Here is a 16,984-nt window from a genome sequence, read left to right on the forward strand (position 1 = left end):
CAACCTATGGGAGTGACTCCATGCCGTTGAACATCACTCGACTGAACGTGTCTATTGGGCAGCGCGACGGTGACGTTACGAGCATCGGAAGCGCATTCCTGGACCCCCTTGTGCGAGGCGAAGTGACGAGCATCACGAAGAAGGCGCCGGAACCGCAGGACACGCATGTCGAGACCCTGCGGCAGGTACTGGAGGTGTTCCGGGAGCCGGCGATCCTGCTGTCGCCGGACTACCGCATCCTGGCCGCCAATGGCGCCTACCAGCGTGTCTACGGGACCGATCGCGACGGCTCGGGTCGCACCTGTTTCGAGGCCTCGCATGGCTTCCGCCGCCCCTGTGACGAGGCGGGCGAATCCTGTCCCCTGCGGGCGGCCCTGAGCAGTGGCCACCGCGAACGCGTCCTGCATGTGCACCACACCGAGGCCGGGCGCGAGCACGTGGATGTCGAGTTGTTGCCGATCCGGGGCGAGGGCGGCGAGATACGCTACCTGATCGAACGGCTGCACCACATGCCCGTCTCGACGCCGCAGGCGGGTAGCGGCGGGCTGGTCGGACGCTCGAAGGCCTTCAATGCCATGCTGGGGCTGATCAGCCGGGTGGCGCCGAGCAATGCCTCGGCCCTGCTGCTCGGCGAGTCGGGAACCGGCAAGGAACTGATTGCCCGGGCGATTCACGAGGCGAGTCCGCGCCAGCAGTTGCCTTTCGTACCCGTGGAATGCTCCGGGCTGACCGAAACCCTGTTCGAAAGCGAGCTGTTCGGACATGAGCGGGGGGCCTTCACCGGTGCGACCTCGGCCAAGGCTGGCCTGGTGGAGGCCGCAGCCGGCGGCACCCTGTTTCTCGACGAGGTGGGGGATATCCCGCTGAGCCAGCAGGTCAAGCTGCTGCGCCTGCTGGAGACCCATGCCTATCGTCGGGTCGGGGGGATCGAGTCGCGGCGGGCGGATTTCCGCCTGGTTTGTGCGACCCACCGTGACCTCGAGTCGATGGTGCGGGCCGGCGATTTCCGCGAGGACCTCTACTACCGCATCAATACCTTTCCGATCGAAGTGCCCCCGCTGCGCGAGCGACCCGAGGACATCCCTTTGCTGGTGGAGGCCTTCAGCGAGCGTCTGGACCTGGCCGTGCCGCCGCGTCTCAAAGACGAGGCCCTGAAGATCCTCGGGCAATACCCCTTCCCCGGCAACGTGCGCGAGCTGCGCAACATCCTCGAGCGCGCGGCATTGCTGGCGGACGGCGAGGCGATCCGTCCGGAGCACCTGCCGGATCGGGTCCGGGAAGGAGGGCGGGCCCCGGGCGGAGGGGAGGCCGGTGGCCTGGATGGCTTGCTCCATCCGCAGTCCCTGCGCCCCCTGGAAGAGATCGAACGCGAATACCTGCGGCATGCCGCCGCAGTGTATCCGGGCGATCGCCGGGCGCTGGCGAAAACCCTGGGGATTAGCGAACGCAGCCTGTATCGGCGCCTGCGCCAGCTCGAAGGCGAGGGCGGCGAAGGCCACTGAGACGGCCCACCAGGACGAGGCGGGTTGTGCCCCGCCCGTCCGTGATGGAACGGGGTCCGGGGGAGCGGCCGGGCGACGTGTCACGAGCCCGTCATGAGCGACGGGGACGCTGAAGTACCGCCACAAGAATTAGCAAATCACCAAGTACCGATAGAAAAACCGAACTGGAGCCTGTCATGAAAAAGACCGCAATCACGCTGTCTCTCTCCGCCGCCCTCCTGGCGACCCCGATGCTGGCCTCGGCCGAGCCGCTGTCGTTCGGCGAGCAGCAGACCATCCGCTCGATGGCCAGTGCCGGCATCGGCCAGGCCATCGTCAACCAGATGGGGGCCGGGTCGATGGCCGTGATCAACAACCCGTCGCCGATCTGCGGCGCCCTGGCCGGCGGGCTGGGTGCGTCGATGCTGTCGGCCGATCCGCACGCGGGATTCCGCATCGCCACCCTGCGCTCCGCTGACGACGCCGCGGCCGCGGTGCGCGTGACTGCGGACAAGGACGTGGCCTATCTGGCACTGGGTGGCGAGCTGGACCGCGAGGAGAACGTCGCCCTGGCCCACGCCTATCTGCAGGAACTCGCGGCCTCCGAATGGGACGGCACGTTGGTGCTGCATATCTCCTCGTGGATGCAAAAGCAGGTCCAGGCTGTCGCGGAGGCCGACGAGGCCGTGGCCGACTACCTGGAAGGGCTGCGGATGGTAGCGCTCCAGCCCGACCTGGATGCGGGTCAGGCGGTGATGCTGGGCGTGAACTTCGACGGGGAGAGCTTCACGACCGAGGAGATGGGTCGCCAGGACATGCGCGAGGACTTGGTGGAGCTGTTCCGCCGCATGTGAGTGGGCGCGCGGTGGGCCGGATGGGCGCAACGCCTGTCCGGCTCGCTGTTAGAAAAAGACTATTGGCCTGGTAAAGAATTAGTAATTCACTAAATACGGAATTGCATATAAAGTAATCCGTACATGGAGGCAACGCCCCATGAGATACCGAATCAATCTCTAAACCGAAAGAAAGGAGTACATCATGGCACTGCGTTTGGGCGATACCGCACCGAATTTCCAGATTGACACCACCAAGGGCAAGATCGATTTCCACGAGTGGATCGGCGACTCCTGGTGCTTCTTCTTCAGCCACCCGGCCGACTTCACCCCGGTGTGCACCACCGAGATGGGTCGTACCGCGCAGCTGGCCAAGCAGTTCGCGGACCGCAACACCAAGCCGCTGGGTCTGTCGACGGATACCGTCGAGGAACACAACAAGTGGATTGAAGACGTCAACGACACCCAGGACACCACGCTGGAGTTCCCGATCGTCGCGGATGCCGACAAGAAGATCTCGGAGCTCTACGAGATGATCCACCCGGGCGAGAGCGAGACCGCCGCCGTGCGTTCGGTCTACATCATCGACCCGAACAAGAAGATCCGTCTGATGATGACCTACCCGATGTCGGTGGGCCGCAACTTCGACGAGATCCTGCGCGTGATCGATGCGCTGCAGACCGGTGACAAGCATGGCATCGCAACCCCGGCTGACTGGACCCCGGGTGCTCGCGTGATCATCCCGCCGACGGTCAGCAACGAGGACGCGCAGAAGAAATTCCCGCAGGGCTTCGAGGAGATCCGCTCCTACCTGCGCTACACCAAGGTCTGATCCGGACCAACCAGCAGCCTCGCCCGGCTACGGGCGGGGCCGTTCTCCCCAGGTGGGAGCAGGGGCCGCAAGGCCCCTTTTTTGTGTCTGTCGGTTACGCCTGGATACGGCGAACCGCTCGTCTTCAGCGGCCCAGCCCGGTCAGGCGGGCGGGTTCGAGGATCTCGATCCAGTAGCCGTCGAGGTCCTTCACGAAGGCGATGTCCTTCAGGCCGCCTTCGTCGGGGCGCTTCACGAACTCGACGTTGTTCTGGTCGAACCAGCGCACGGCGGCGTCCAGGTCCGGGACCGAGAAGCAGATGTGGCCGAAACCCTGAGGTTCCTCGTTGCCGTCGTGGTAGTGGAAGTCCGCGTCGTTCTCGGTGCCGTAGTTGTAGGTCAGCTCAAGGATGCCGCGCTGGCTGAACATCCAGCGGGTGGCCTCGCCGGCGTCCTTCGGCGGCTGCGGTTCGTCCTCGCCAAGCTGCGCGAGGAAGTAGAGCGTGAACTCGAACTCCGGGAAGTCCAGGGTCTTCACCAGCTCCATGCCGAACACGCGCTGGTAGAAGTCCAGCGCCTTCTGTGGGTCCTTCACGCGCAGCATGGTGTGGTTGAAGCGAAAGCCTGCGGTGGGATTGTCGCTCATGGTGCGTCCTTGTCTCGGCCAAAGGGGGTGTCCCGGAAGACTGGAACACAGGCGGCGAGGTTCCCTCAAGTGCGCCCGTCACGCGTTGCGCTCGGAGCGAGGGGCTCCGGCACCGCGAGTCGCACAGGTAGCGTCGCTGGCTTCAGGGAGTGCCGCGGCGCCGGTGGCTGCGTCGGGAGATCGCCACGGCGCTGCGCGCCTCGCGATGACGGGATTTGTGACGCGCCCGGCCAGTTCATTGTCCGTCACTGCGAGGAGGCGCAGCCGACGTGGCTGTCTGTTGGGGGTACTCTCCGGCGGCGAGGCAGCGTTGGGAGATCGCTTCGCTTCGCTCGCGATGACGGGAGGCGTGGCCTTGGTGGGGCGGTTGGGGCTGTGTCACCGCGAGGAGGTGCAGCCGACGCCGGCAGTCTGTTGAGGATGCCCCGACGCCGGAGGCGGCGTTGGCCGATTGCTTCGCGATGCGCGCAATGACGGGATGGTGGAGCGGCCGGGAACACACATCCCCGTCACTGCGAGGAGGCGGAGCCGACGTGGCAGTCTGTCGGGGTTACCCCGGCGCCGGGGACGCGTGGGGTGCTCGCTTCGCGGCGCTCGCGATGACGGGATGCTGGACTTGGGGCGCGTGTCCGCGTCCAAAAGCACCGTCATCCCGGAAACCGCGCAGCGGTTATCCGGGATCTCCCGGGGCAGGTGCTGGTGTTCGTCGGTTCGGCTACTGCCGGCAGAACGGCCAGACCTGGTAGAAACGCCGGCAGCGGAACTCGGATTCGCAGCTCTGTAGCTGGGACTCGTAGCGGTCGGCGCGCTGCGCCACCTGGCGGGCCGCGGCCCGGACCTGCGGCTTGTTCTGGTAGCTGCCGCGGTTATAGCCGCCCTGGCCCTCGTGGTAGGCGAGGTAGAGGTGTTCCGAGTTGTACAACGACACGCCGGTCATGCGCTGGGTGCGGGCGTTGTACCAGCCGATGAAGTCGGTCGCGTGCTTCATGTGCGAACGTCGCGCGAAGCGGCTTCCGGCATCGTCCTGGTACTCGCCCCAGACCGGGTCCTGGGCCTGGGCATAGCCCCGGGCGGAGGAGGGGCGGCTCCACGGGATGAAGCCGAGCAGGCGCTCGCGGTCCGGGCGCACGTGGCTGCGGAAGGAGGACTCCTGCTGGATGAACGACATCTGGGTCGCGATCGGCGTGCCCCATTCCTGCTTGGAATCCCGCGCATGATCGTACCAGCGCGGCTGCTCGCGGAAGATCTCGCAGATGTTGCTCTGGTCATCGGGCGGGGAGGGCGACAGCATGGAACACCCGGCGGTGATGGCTGCCAGCGCCAGCAGCAGCCCGGCCCGCAAAATGGCGACGACCGCCCGCCGCATCTTCCTTGATTCTGCCTTGTCCACCCGAATCTCCCGCCCGGTTCCCCAATGGCCCGCGAGTATAAAGCACTCGCGACGAGGGCAACGGGCGCGCCGTGCGCCGAGTCTGCTTCCGGAGCTTGCCTCGGCCCCTGCGGGGCTGCGCAACGACAGGGTCGCGTCACCCGCCATCGCGAGCGGCTTTAAGCGATCTCCCGACGCGGTCCCCGGACCGGGGTGGCCCCCGAAAGACTGCCACGTCGGCTGCGCCTCCTCGCAATGACGGGAGCGGGGAGGCGCGGTCCCGGCGCGCCCTACATGCCCGTCATCGCGAGGCGTGCAGCGCTGCGGCGATCTCCGTCCGGGGCCACCGGAATCGGCCGTCGTGCGCGGTGTCAGGGTTCATCGAATCCGGCCGTCTGTGTGGGAGTGGCCCTGCCCGAGAGGGGCCAGGCCGGATCTCCCGGTAGGAGCTTGCTTGCAGGCGAAGCCACGCCATTGTCGGACGCGGGCAGGGGCGTTCGCCTGCAAGCAGGCTCCTACCGGCGTGTTCCAGCGGGGGGCAAGGGTACAGATCGTACGCCCTGGTTCGACCGGTTCGTTCGCGATGTCGCGGACGCGGGCAGGGGCTTCGCCTGCGAGCAGGCTCCTATCGGGGGGTGGTCCAGTCGGGGTCGAGGGGGCTCAGGGTCGGGTCGGTCCGCCATGGGCCTGGCTCGACCGGATCGCGGGCGATTTCGCGGATGCGGTCGATGAACGCCTGGCGGGGCAGGGTGATGGCCCCGAGGTTGCGCAGGTGGGCGGTCTCCATTTGTACGTCGACCAGCGGCCAGCCCCAGGCGACCAGGTGGCGACACAACCAGGCCAGCGCCATCTTGGAGCCATCCCGCTCGCGCGAGAACATCGATTCGCCGCAGAACAGCCGCCCGACCGCGACGCCATAAAGCCCGCCGATCAGGCGCGGGCCGTCCCACACCTCCACCGAATGCGCGTGGCCCGAGCGGTGCAGCGCGATATAGGCCTGCTGCATGCTGGTGGTGATCCAGGTGCCATCGGCGTAGTCGCGAGGGCCGGCGCAGGCCTCGATGACGGCCTCGAAGGCGCGATCGAAGCTCACCGTGTAACCGCGATTGCGGATCGCCTTCTTGAGGCTGCGATGCAGGCGGAAGTGGCCCGGCTCCAGGACCGCGCGCGGGTCCGGGCTCCACCAGAGGATTGGCTGCCCGGCCTCGAACCAGGGGAATACGCCGGAGCGATAGGCATTCAGCAGACGCGGCACGGAGAGATCGCCCCCGGCGGCCAGCAGCCCGTTGGGCTCGGGCAACGCCTGCGCCGGGTCCGGAAACGGCGCCTCCGGATGCTCCGGATCGAGCCAGGGCAGGGTGATCTGGGGGCCGGAGGTCATGGGGCGAGCCCCCAACGGCCAGAGTCCAGCGCGGGCAGGGGCTTCGCGGGCCAGCCCGCTCCCACAGGGCGATCCGGGATCCCCGGGTGCGGAGAAGGTCCAGTCGGTGAGCCTGTTGCCTGGGTCGGGAGATCCCGGATCTTCGCTGCGCTACGGCCGGGATGACGAGGTGGGGCGCTACGGCCGGGATGACGGCCGCAGCGAGCCGGGCTCGGGTTAGCGGTCGGGCACATCATCGGAATGGGCCTGGCGATAGGGCGAGTGTTCGTGCAGGCGTTCGCACTGGGCGCGCATCATCTGGGCCTCGCGCTCGCAGAAGTCGCGCACGGGCTGCTCGAAGCCCTCGGTCAGGATCATGTGCGCGGAGTAGGTGGGTGTGGGCAGGAAGCCGCGCGGGATCTTGTGCTCGCCCTGGGCACCGGGCTCGAAGCGGGCCAGCCCCTCGCGGATGCAGAACTCGATGCCCTGGTAGTAGCAGGTCTCGAAGTGCAGGTCGGCCAGCTCCTCGGTGCAGCCCCAGAAGCGCCCGTACAGGGTGTCGTGGCTGCGATAGCAAAGCGCCGCGGCGATGGTCTCGCCGTTTCCCTTCGCGTCCGGTTCTGTCGCATCCGGATCCGTCGCGCTGGGGCGCCGGGCCTCGAACAGCACCACCTGGTCGCCAAGCTCGGCCGCGGTCTCGACAAAGAAGGCCTCCGACAGCGTCGGGATGCCCATGTGCTTCTCGAAGGTGTCCACGTAGAAGCGGTGAAAGCGCGCCCAGTCCTCCGCCTGACCGGTGGCGCCGGTCAGGGTGCGAAACACGATCCCGGCCTCGTTCACGCGGCGGCGTTCGCGCTTGATGTTCTTGCGCTTCTTCGAGCTGAGCGCGCCCAGGAAGGCGTCGAAGTCCGCGTACCCCCCGTCCGGGGCGTTGGTCCAGTGGTACTGGCAGCCCATGCGCTCGGCCAGGCCCAGCTCGCGGGTCACGTCCAGATCGTCCTGGTTGGGGAACAGGATGTTCACGCCGGAGGCGTTCAGCTCGCGCCCGCGAGTGACCAGCGCGCGCACCAGCAGGGTGCGCAGATGATCGAAGTCCGGCGCCTCCGGGTGCACCAGCAGGCGCGGCCCGGTGGCCGGGGTGTAGGGCACGGAGACGACCAGCTTGGGATAGTAGTTCAGCCCGTGGCGGTTCCACGCGCCTTCCCAGGCGAAGTCGAATACGAACTCGCCGTAGTTGTTGGTCTTGGCGTAGGCCGGGGCCGCCGCGACCAGCTGGCCCTCGCGGAAGATCAGCACATGCTGCGGGAACCAGCCGAACTGCCGGCCCAGGCACTCGTGGCGCTCCAGGCCCTCCAGAAAGGCGTGGCGCAGAAACGGCTCGGTGCCGCCGGTCAGGGCATCCCAGGCGGCCGGGTCCACCTCGGCCAGGCCGTCACGCAGCTCGACGCGCTCCGCCGTGTTGCCCGTGGCGTCCTCCGACGGGTCCGCTGCCTGGGTGTCGCCCTCGGCGTTCACGCGATCAACCGAGCTTGTCCAGATACTTCTCCGCGTCCAGTGCGGCCATGCAGCCAGTGCCGGCGGAGGTGACCGCCTGGCGATAGACGTGATCCATCACGTCGCCGGCGGCGAACACGCCCGGCACGGAGGTGGCCGTGGCGTTGCCTTCCAGCCCGCTTTGCACCTTGATGTAGCCGCCCGCCATATCCAGCTGGCCCTGGAAGATGTCGGTATTCGGCTTGTGGCCGATGGCGATGAACACGCCCATCAGCTCGAGATCCTTGGTCTCTCCGGACTCGGTGCTCTTGAGTCGCGCACCGGTCACGCCGGTCTCGTCGCCGAGGATCTCTTCCAGGGTGTGGTTCCACTCGATGGTGACGTTGCCGTTCTTTTCCTTCTCGAACAGCTTGTCCTGCAGGATCTTCTCCGAGCGCAGCGAATCGCGCCGATGCACCAGGGTGACCTCGGAGGCGATGTTCGACAGGTACAGCGCCTCCTCGACCGCGGTGTTACCGCCACCGATCACCGCCACTTTCTGGCCACGGTAGAAGAAGCCGTCACAGGTGGCACAGGCAGACACGCCCTTGCCGGCGAAGGTGGTCTCGGACTCCAGCCCCAGGTACTGGGCGGAGGCGCCGGTGCAGATGATCAACGCATCACAGGTGTACTCGCCGGAGTCGCCGATCAGGCGGTAGGGCTGGTCCTTCAGATGCACCGTGTGGATGTGGTCGAAGATCACCTCGGTATCGAAGCGTTCGGCGTGCTTCTGCATGCGCTGCATCAGCTCGGGACCCTGCACGCCCTCGTTGTCGCCGGGCCAGTTGTCCACATCGGTGGTGGTCATCAGCTGGCCACCCTGTTCCAGCCCGGTGATCACGACCGGGTTCAGGTTGGCGCGCGCGGCGTAGACGGCGGCGGTCCAGCCGGCCGGGCCGGAGCCCAGGATCAGCAGTGGGCAGTGACGCGGCGCCTTCTCGCTGCCGCCCTTTTTCGGCTGGGTCGCGGTGTCGCTACCGGAGGAGAGCGAGACGGCGCCGGCGGCTGCCTGCATGGCACCCGTGGCGACGGCGGCCTTGGGGGCGTCCTTCTTGCCGGCCTGCTTGCTCTTCTTGTCGGATGAGTCCTTGGCGTCGCTCATGCGGTACTCCCTGTCGATTCGATGAATACGGCTGGCGCCGCCGGCCCGGCCGGCAACGCAAAAAAGTGGGTTCGATAAGGCGGGGATTATTGGGACGCGGCGGGTCTTTGTCCAACATCGCCACGCCGGACGTGGATGCCCCAAAGCGGTCCCCGCGCGCGATACCGATTCGGTAATCGCGGGCCATAAAACATTTTCATGTTCGCGTGGGCCGCGGGCACCCGGCGGGGAGTCACTACATCGGCGTTTGGTGGATAACCGGGGCGCCTCGCCAGGAATGGCGACAGGACGGGGAATGGGCGTTTTTATCCACAGCTTGCCCACGGCTTGTGCGCGGTTTGTTCTTTCGGGAGCTACTATATCTAGTGGCTATGCAGTTCTCGATCCCCGATCTATAGTATCTCACGTTCGATCCAACACCAGCGCGAGGCCCGTCATGCACAGCGATTCCCATACTGCCACAGCCCAGCAGGGCACCCAGTACCCGCCGCAAGCCGAACCGTCGGCCGAGGTCCTGGCGACCAGCCCGGGCCAGCACCAGGTGATTCGCCGCAATGGCAAGGTGACCGGCTTCGATGCCTCCAAGATCGAGGTCGCGGTGACCAAGGCCTTCCTCGCGGTGGAGGGCGGCAATGCCGCGGCCAGCCGTCGCATCCACGAGGTGTCGAAGGAAGTGGCCGGGCAGGTGGTGGACAGCCTGTTCCGCCGCGCCGGGACCCAGGGCATGACGGTCCACATCGAGGATATCCAGGACCACGTGGAGCTGGCGCTGATGCGCAGCGGCCACCACAAGGTCGCGCGGGCCTACGTGATCTACCGCGAGCAGCAGTCGCAGAAGCGCGCCGCCGAGGCCGCCGAGCAGGGTGCGGACGAACAAGCCGAGGCCGCCACGCTGAACGTGACCCGGGCCGACGGCACCCTGGCCCCGCTGGACGAGGAGCGCCTGCAGGCGGTGGTCGCCGAGGCCTGCGCCGGCATCGAGCAGGTGGATGGCGAGAAGATCCTGACCGAGGCCCGCCGCAACCTGTTCGACGGCGTGGCCGAGAAGGATGTCTCCACCGCGCTGGTGATGGCCGCGCGGGTGATGATCGAGAAGGAGCCGAACTACTCCGAGGTCACCGCGCGGTTGCTGATGGACGCGCTGCGCCGCGAGGCCCTGAGCTTCGTGCACGGCCGCCCGGAAGAGGCCACCCAGGCCCAGCTGGCCGAGCGCTATGCCGATTACTTCGGTGCCTACATCAAGCGCGCCGCCGAGCTGGAGCTGGTCGACAGCGAGCTGACCCGCTACGACCTGGAACGCCTGGGCGCCGCGCTCAAGCCCGAGCGTGACCTGCAGTTCACCTACCTGGGCCTGCAGACCCTGTTCGATCGCTACTTCATCCACAGCGATGGCACGCGCTTCGAGCTGCCGCAGGCGTTCTTCATGCGTGTGGCGATGGGCCTGGCGATCAACGAGATCGACCGCGAGGCGCGCGCGATCGAGTTCTACAACCTGCTGAGCTCGTTCGACTTCATGAGCTCCACGCCGACCCTGTTCAACTCCGGCACCCTGCGTCCGCAGCTCTCCAGCTGCTACCTGACCAGCGTCCCGGACGACCTCGACGGCATCTACAGCGCCATCCGCGACAACGCGCTGCTGTCCAAGTTTGCCGGCGGGCTGGGTAACGACTGGACCCGCGTGCGCGGGATGGGCGCCCACATCAAGGGCACCAACGGCAAGTCGCAGGGCGTGGTCCCGTTCCTCAAGGTGGCCAACGACACCGCGGTGGCGGTGAACCAGGGCGGCAAGCGCAAGGGCGCGGTGTGCGCCTACCTCGAGACCTGGCACATCGATATCGAGGAGTTCATCGAGCTGCGCAAGAACACCGGCGACGACCGCCGCCGCACCCACGACATGAACAGCGCCAACTGGATCCCGGATCTGTTCATGAAGCGTGTGGCCGAGGACGGCGACTGGACCCTGTTCTCCCCGAACGAGGCGCCGGACCTGCACGACCTGATCGGTGCCGACTTCGAGAAGCGCTACAGCGAGTACGAAGAGAAGGCCGCGCGCGGCGAGATGCGCGTGTACAAGACCATGAAGGCCGTCGACCTGTGGCGGAAGATGCTCGGCATGCTGTTCGAGACCGGCCACCCGTGGGTCACCTTCAAGGACCCGTGCAACCTGCGCAGCCCGCAGCAGCACACCGGCGTGGTTCACAGCTCCAACCTGTGCACCGAGATCACCCTGAACACCTCGGACGACGAGATCGCGGTGTGCAACCTGGGCTCGATCAACCTGGCCGCGCACATAGCCGACAACGGCGAGCTGGATCAGGCCAAGCTCGAGCGCACCGTGAACACGGCCATGCGCATGCTCGACAACGTGATCGACTACAACTACTACTCGGTGCCGCAGGCGCGTCGCTCCAACATGCGCCACCGCCCGGTGGGCCTGGGGATCATGGGTTTCCAGGATGCGCTGTACAAGCTGCGCCTGCCGTATGCCTCCGAGGCCGCCGTGGAGTTCGCCGACGCCTCCATGGAGGCGGTGTCCTACTACACCATCAAGGCCTCGACCGATCTGGCCGAGGAGCGCGGGCGCTACGAGAGCTTCCCCGGCAGCCTGTGGAGCCAGGGCATCCTGCCGATCGACTCGGTCGAAAAGCTGGCCGAGACCCGCGGCGACTACCTGCAGATGGACACCACCCAGCGCCTGGAGTGGGACAAGCTGCGCAAGCGGGTGAAGAAGGTCGGCATGCGCAACTCCAACACCATGGCGATCGCGCCGACCGCGACCATCTCCAACATCTGTGGCGTGTCGCAGTCGATCGAGCCGACCTACCAGAACCTGTTCGTCAAATCGAACCTGTCGGGCGAGTTCACCGTGATCAACCCGTACCTGGTGCGCGATCTGAAGGACCGCGAGCTGTGGGACGAGGTCATGGTCAACGACCTCAAGTACTACGACGGCTCGGTGCAGCCGCTGGACCGCGTGCCGGAGGACCTCAAGGCCCTGTACGCCACCGCGTTCGAGCTGGACACCCGCTGGCTGGTCGAGGCCGCCTCGCGCCGGCAGAAGTGGATCGACCAGGCGCAGAGCCTGAACCTGTACATGGCCGAGCCCTCCGGGCCCAAGCTGGACGCCCTGTACAAGCTGGCCTGGGTGCGCGGGCTGAAGACCACCTACTACCTGCGCTCCATGGGCGCGACCCACGTGGAGAAGAGCACCGTGGCCGACTCCTCGCGCGCCAACAAGCTGAACGCCGTCTCCGGCGGCCAGCAGGCGTCCGAGCCGGAGGCGCCCAAGGCGTGCTCCATCCTCGACCCGGACTGCGAGGCCTGCCAGTAAGGCCTGCCCGCGAGCGGGCAGCGAATACGTACGACCAAGCAAACTGAACAAAGGCCCGGCCACCGCGCCGGGCCGCCACCGAAAGAAGAGGGACACTATGCTTTCCTGGGACGATCCGATTGCCGCCGTAAAAGGCGAAGGCCAGAAACAACCCGCCGTACGCCCGGGCATGGGCTTTCAGGAGAACGAAGCCCTGATGAGCACCGCCGGTGCCGCGCCCAGCGTCCCGCCGGAGCCGGAGAACGCCGGCCAGCCGCTGGCCGAGCCCAACGAAGAGGCCCTGACCGGCACCGGTCTGGAAGACATCGAGATGGGTGCCGAGCGCATCCGCGTGGATGACAAGAAGATCATCAACTGCCACGCGGACCTCAACCAGCTCGTGCCCTTCAAGTACAAGTGGGCCTGGCAGAAGTACCTGGACGGCTGCGCCAACCACTGGATGCCGCAGGAAATCAACATGAATGCGGACATCGCCCTGTGGAAGGACCCGAATGGTCTGACCGAGGACGAGCGCACCATCGTCAAGCGCAACCTGGGCTTCTTCTCCACCGCCGACTCGCTGGTGGCGAACAACCTGGTGCTGGCCGTGTACCGCCACATCACCAACCCCGAGTGCCGCCAGTACCTGCTGCGCCAGGCCTTCGAGGAGGCCGTGCACACCCACGCCTACCAGTACTGCGTGGAATCCCTGGGCCTGGACGAGGGCGAGATCTTCAACATGTACCGCGAGGTGCCCTCCGTCGCCGTCAAGGCCGAATGGGCCCTGCCGTTCACCAAGCACCTGGCGGACCCGAACTTCCGCACCGGCACGCCGGAGGCGGACCAGAAGCTGCTGCGCGAACTGATCGCCTTCTACGTGGTGTTCGAGGGTATCTTCTTCTACGTCGGCTTCGTGCAGATCCTCTCCATGGGCCGGCGCAACAAGATGACCGGGGTGGCCGAGCAGTTCCAGTACATCCTGCGCGACGAGTCCATGCACATGAACTTCGGCATCGACGTGATCAACCAGATCAAGGTCGAAAACCCGCACCTGTGGACCGAAGACTTCAAGGACGAGATGCGCACCCTGATCCGGGACGCGGTCGAGCTGGAAGCACAGTACGCCCGCGACACCATGCCCCGCGGCGTGCTTGGCATGAATGCGCAGATGTTCGAGGAGTACCTGCACTTCATCGCCAACCGCCGCTGTGCGCAGATCGGCCTGGCCGAGATGTATCCGGGTGCGGACAATCCCTTCCCGTGGATGAGCGAAGTGCTGGATCTCAAGAAGGAGAAGAACTTCTTTGAGACGCGGGTTACGGAGTATCAGACGGGTGGGGCGTTGAGCTGGGATTGAGTTGGCGACGCGAAGCAAATCGGGACGGAGCCAGGGAGTTGGCCACGACCCAGACGAAAAGGGCGCCGGGTGGCGCCCTTTCCTTTAATTGAGCTCATCGTGTGTGGGGCAAGAAGCAAGGTTTGAACCCGCGGCCTCGAAGCGATGTATGTTGAGGGACTTCATTAAATCGCTTCAAACCAGCACGCCCGCCTGCGTTTTGAACACAGAAGCGTCCATTTCCGGGCACCCGCTGGCAGACATCGTATATGCGGTGGCTACAGAAGCATCGGCAATGCCTCAGGTGGCAAATACCATTTCTCGGCATCCGATGTCGTCTGGCGAGTGACAGTGCATATTGATGCCGAACAAAGCCTTCCAGCCGACGTGTTTTCCGCCGCTTCGCTAGGGCAAGTACGCGCGCCTGAATGCAAGCGTTGAGCGTTATGAAACCATGACCGAATACTTTAGCGACCGTGATCAGGGCCCAAGACCTCGGACCGAGGAGGTCGTTTCACCGACTGTGTGGGGTGGGGTTGTCGGTCTTGTTCGATCTCTGATTACCACGGGTGCATTTGGCGCCAAATACCCTGAGACTTGTCCTGACGGGCAAGGTCCAATAGGCACCGATGAAAATGCGTTGGCTCTTGCTGTTCAAGCTGAGATTCCTGGGCTTCCTTGGCCATTGGTAACGACCGAGAGAGCCCAACAAGGTTTCTATTCGGAAGAACGCTCCTTCGCTCCCAACACGTTGTTGATTCTGGACTTCATTGAGTTCTGTCACTGCATGGTAGCAAAACCCATCGAGGGTTCGTATCACAGTTTTTTCCGTCATCACCATCTCTCGTTCGATGAAGCCGAGGGGAAACAAGTCTTCCGAAAGGACATCAATCGAATCTTCTCGCGTAACAATCTCGCGTTTGAGCTTCATCCCGACGGCCAAGTTGTACGGCTTGCTCCGGCTGTCCTGAGCGAATCGCTCTCTTCCGCGCGCTTTTGTACTGGCGACTCAACACTCGATGACATGCTCGAAGAAAGCCGCGACAAATTCCTTAATCCGTCGCCGTCTATCCGTCGAGAGGCTGTAGAGCGGTTGTGGGACTGCTACGAACGTTTGAAATCGATCGATAGTCCCGGCAACAAGAAGGAATCCATTGAGTCCTTGCTTCTGCGGGCTGCACCAGACGCCGCATTTCACTCCGTACTCGAAACCGAAGCGCGCGCTCTAACCAATATTGGAAACTCGTTTCACATTCGCCATTCCGAGGTAACTCAATCGGCCGTTACCGATTCTGCGCACATTGACTACCTGTTCCATCGCCTCTACAGCTTGGTGGCGTTACTCTTGTCGAAGCCAAGTGGGCCGCATGACGCCTAACCCAGCGGTGGAGCGGTAAAGCCGCGCAAGACCGCTCACATTGAATGTTAGGGTCAAAACATTAAAGACCGAGGCAATGAATAAAAATCCATTGAAAAGCCTGGACTACGATCTTCTCGACCATGTGTTCGATATGGGAGGAGGGTATGTCCTAGATTTCTCGAATAAAACATTTTCTGAGTTTTTTTTCGATGAGCTCGGCATTGACATAGACAATGCTCATTATTGCGATATTGGTAACAGCAAGGCGAACCGGCTTCGGAGTTATCTAAGGCAAGCTAGTCGGGAAGATGTATTAAAGGTTCTTGGTGCTCTATGGGAATACAGAGAAGTGAAAAGGAAGCGAGCGGGGGTTAAAGAAGGAAATCCCCAATATATCGCTGAGTTTTGGCAGCTTATTAGGAGACTTGGCGGCACGCCTCCGAAACACCGAGCAGAGAATGATAATGCTGCGCCATGTGAGAAAATGGATGACCGTATAGCCAATGATCTACTTGGTAAACTAATGGAGGTTAGTAATCTTGACCCTCAGCCAAGAGGTTATGCATTTGAAAAGTTCCTGAAGGAGCTTTTCGATGCGTGTGGTTTGTCTGGCCGAGCGTCTTTCCGCCTGGTAGGTGAGCAAATCGACGGTAGTTTTGAAATGGTGGGGGAAACGTACTTGCTGGAAGCCAAGTGGACAAATCAGCAAGTCGATGCTTCTGATCTCCGAGCTTTTAATGCAAAAGTAGAGGGTAAGGCTTCGTGGTCTCGAGGATTATTTATCAGTAATAGTGGTTTTACTGAAGATGGTCTTCTTGCTTTTGGATCTGGCAAGAGACTGATTTGCATGGATGGTTTGGATTTGAGCGAAATACTTTTAGGCCGACTTTCATTCCAGAATGCGCTATCTAAAAAAGTACGTCGTGCTGCGGAGACTGGTCGGCCTTTCGTTCGCGTAAGGGATCTCCATTGATGTTCTACAAGCACAACAGATAGAAGATAACGGGGTCGGACCTCGGTAACCTACGGAAAAACCGAGGTAAATGTGTCGACTTCCCGTAAATTCGGTCCATTGAAAACTGGAGGTCTCCGGGCACACTAGAGCCAAAGGAGGCCGAGATGCGCAAGAGTCGGTTTACGGAGAGTCAGATTGTTCAGACGCTGAAGCAGGTCGAAGGCGGCCGGAAGGTGAAGGACGTCTGTCGGGAGATCGGGGTCTCTGAGGCGACCTACTACCAGTGGAAGTCGAAGTACGGTGGCATGGAGGCTGCGGACGTCCGACGGCTGAAGGAGCTGGAGGACGAGAACAACCGGCTCAAACGGATGTATGCCGAGCTGGCCCTGGAGAACACGGCCCTGAAGGACGTGATCACAAAAAAGCTCTGAGCCCGGACGATAAGCGCCGTGTGGTCACTGCGTTGACGCAGGACCACGGGCTGAGTCAGCGCCGGGCCTGTCAGGCGGCAGGGGTTGCGCGGTCGGTGGTGCGGTACCGCAAGCAACCGGACCGGGACGATGCGGTGATCGCGCTACTGCAGGAGTTGGTGGAGCGCTATCCGGAACGGGGCTTTGGCAAGCTGTTCAAGCTGATCCGGCGTCGGGGCATGCCCTGGAACCACAAGCGGGTCTGGCGCGTGTACTGCGCCCTGAAGCTGAACCTGCGGCGCAAGGGCAAGCGCCGTTTGCCACCACGGGAGCCACGGCCCCTGGCGTCGACCGAGGCCCCCAACGCGTGCTGGTCGGCGGACTTTATGTCGGATGCGCTATGGGACGGACGGCGCTTTCGCACCTTCAACGTGGTGGATGACTTCAACCGGGAAGCGCTGGCCGTGGAGATCGATCT

The 16,984-nt window shown here is 64.0% G+C and carries 12 protein-coding genes and 1 pseudogene; 8 read left to right on the forward strand and 5 right to left on the reverse strand.

What is annotated here, in order from left to right; translation table 11 throughout:
* The first annotated feature begins 20 nt into the window (after positions 1-20).
* The 3 genes from F792_RS0105105 (at position 21) to F792_RS0105115 (ending at position 3,146) form a co-directional block, all read left to right on the forward strand.
* The gene (locus tag F792_RS0105105; protein WP_018168647.1) at positions 21-1,502 is read left to right on the forward strand and encodes a sigma-54-dependent Fis family transcriptional regulator; all 1,482 of its coding nucleotides are present in this window, start codon (positions 21-23) and stop codon (positions 1,500-1,502) included.
* A 176-nt stretch (positions 1,503-1,678) separates the two neighbouring features.
* Positions 1,679-2,335, forward strand: a complete 657-nt coding sequence (locus F792_RS0105110; protein WP_018168648.1) for a hypothetical protein — start codon at positions 1,679-1,681, stop codon at positions 2,333-2,335.
* Between the two features lie 184 nt (positions 2,336-2,519).
* Positions 2,520-3,146 (forward strand): peroxiredoxin, encoded by a 627-nt coding sequence (locus F792_RS0105115; protein ID WP_017941735.1) that lies wholly within the window; start codon positions 2,520-2,522, stop codon positions 3,144-3,146.
* Between the two features lie 124 nt (positions 3,147-3,270).
* Here F792_RS0105115 and gloA read toward each other — a convergent pair whose 3' ends face one another.
* From gloA to trxB, 5 genes are all read right to left on the reverse strand, one after another.
* Positions 3,271-3,771, reverse strand: a complete 501-nt coding sequence (gene gloA / locus F792_RS0105120) for a lactoylglutathione lyase (protein ID WP_018168649.1) — start codon at positions 3,769-3,771, stop codon at positions 3,271-3,273.
* Between the two features lie 715 nt (positions 3,772-4,486).
* A complete protein-coding gene (locus F792_RS0105125; protein WP_018168650.1) occupies positions 4,487-5,137 on the reverse strand; it encodes a hypothetical protein in 651 nt (216 codons plus the stop codon).
* 628 nt (positions 5,138-5,765) lie between these two features.
* A complete protein-coding gene (gene aat / locus F792_RS0105130) occupies positions 5,766-6,521 on the reverse strand; it encodes a leucyl/phenylalanyl-tRNA--protein transferase (RefSeq protein ID WP_018168651.1) in 756 nt (251 codons plus the stop codon).
* Positions 6,522-6,737: 216 nt separating this feature from the next.
* Positions 6,738-8,015 (reverse strand): GNAT family N-acetyltransferase, encoded by a 1,278-nt coding sequence (locus F792_RS0105135; RefSeq protein WP_018168652.1) that lies wholly within the window; start codon positions 8,013-8,015, stop codon positions 6,738-6,740.
* A gap of 4 nt (positions 8,016-8,019) precedes the next feature.
* Complete coding sequence (trxB, locus tag F792_RS0105140) at positions 8,020-9,135, reverse strand: thioredoxin-disulfide reductase (RefSeq protein ID WP_018168653.1); 1,116 nt, start codon at positions 9,133-9,135, stop codon at positions 8,020-8,022.
* 436 nt (positions 9,136-9,571) lie between these two features.
* On the opposite strand from trxB, the gene F792_RS0105145 reads away from it, so the two are divergent.
* The 5 genes and pseudogenes from F792_RS0105145 to F792_RS14500 form a co-directional block, all read left to right on the forward strand.
* The gene (locus F792_RS0105145; RefSeq protein ID WP_018168654.1) at positions 9,572-12,466 is read left to right on the forward strand and encodes a ribonucleoside-diphosphate reductase subunit alpha; all 2,895 of its coding nucleotides are present in this window, start codon (positions 9,572-9,574) and stop codon (positions 12,464-12,466) included.
* A gap of 97 nt (positions 12,467-12,563) precedes the next feature.
* Positions 12,564-13,802, forward strand: coding sequence for a ribonucleotide-diphosphate reductase subunit beta (locus tag F792_RS0105150; protein WP_018168655.1), 1,239 nt, complete (start codon positions 12,564-12,566; stop codon positions 13,800-13,802).
* 433 nt (positions 13,803-14,235) lie between these two features.
* Positions 14,236-15,159 carry an AbiJ-NTD4 domain-containing protein gene (locus tag F792_RS0105155; protein WP_026305902.1) on the forward strand — a complete coding sequence of 308 codons (924 nt, stop codon included), beginning with the start codon at positions 14,236-14,238 and terminating at the stop codon, positions 15,157-15,159.
* Positions 15,160-15,235: 76 nt separating this feature from the next.
* Positions 15,236-16,114 (forward strand): restriction endonuclease, encoded by an 879-nt coding sequence (locus tag F792_RS14495; RefSeq protein ID WP_081620114.1) that lies wholly within the window; start codon positions 15,236-15,238, stop codon positions 16,112-16,114.
* Between the two features lie 146 nt (positions 16,115-16,260).
* A pseudogene (locus tag F792_RS14500) lies at positions 16,261-16,984 on the forward strand (IS3 family transposase); the annotation flags it as partial.

The sequence above is a fragment of the Thioalkalivibrio sp. ALMg9 genome (genome assembly GCF_000380625.1).
In the GTDB taxonomy this organism is placed as follows: Bacteria; Pseudomonadota; Gammaproteobacteria; order Ectothiorhodospirales; family Ectothiorhodospiraceae; genus Thioalkalivibrio; species Thioalkalivibrio versutus.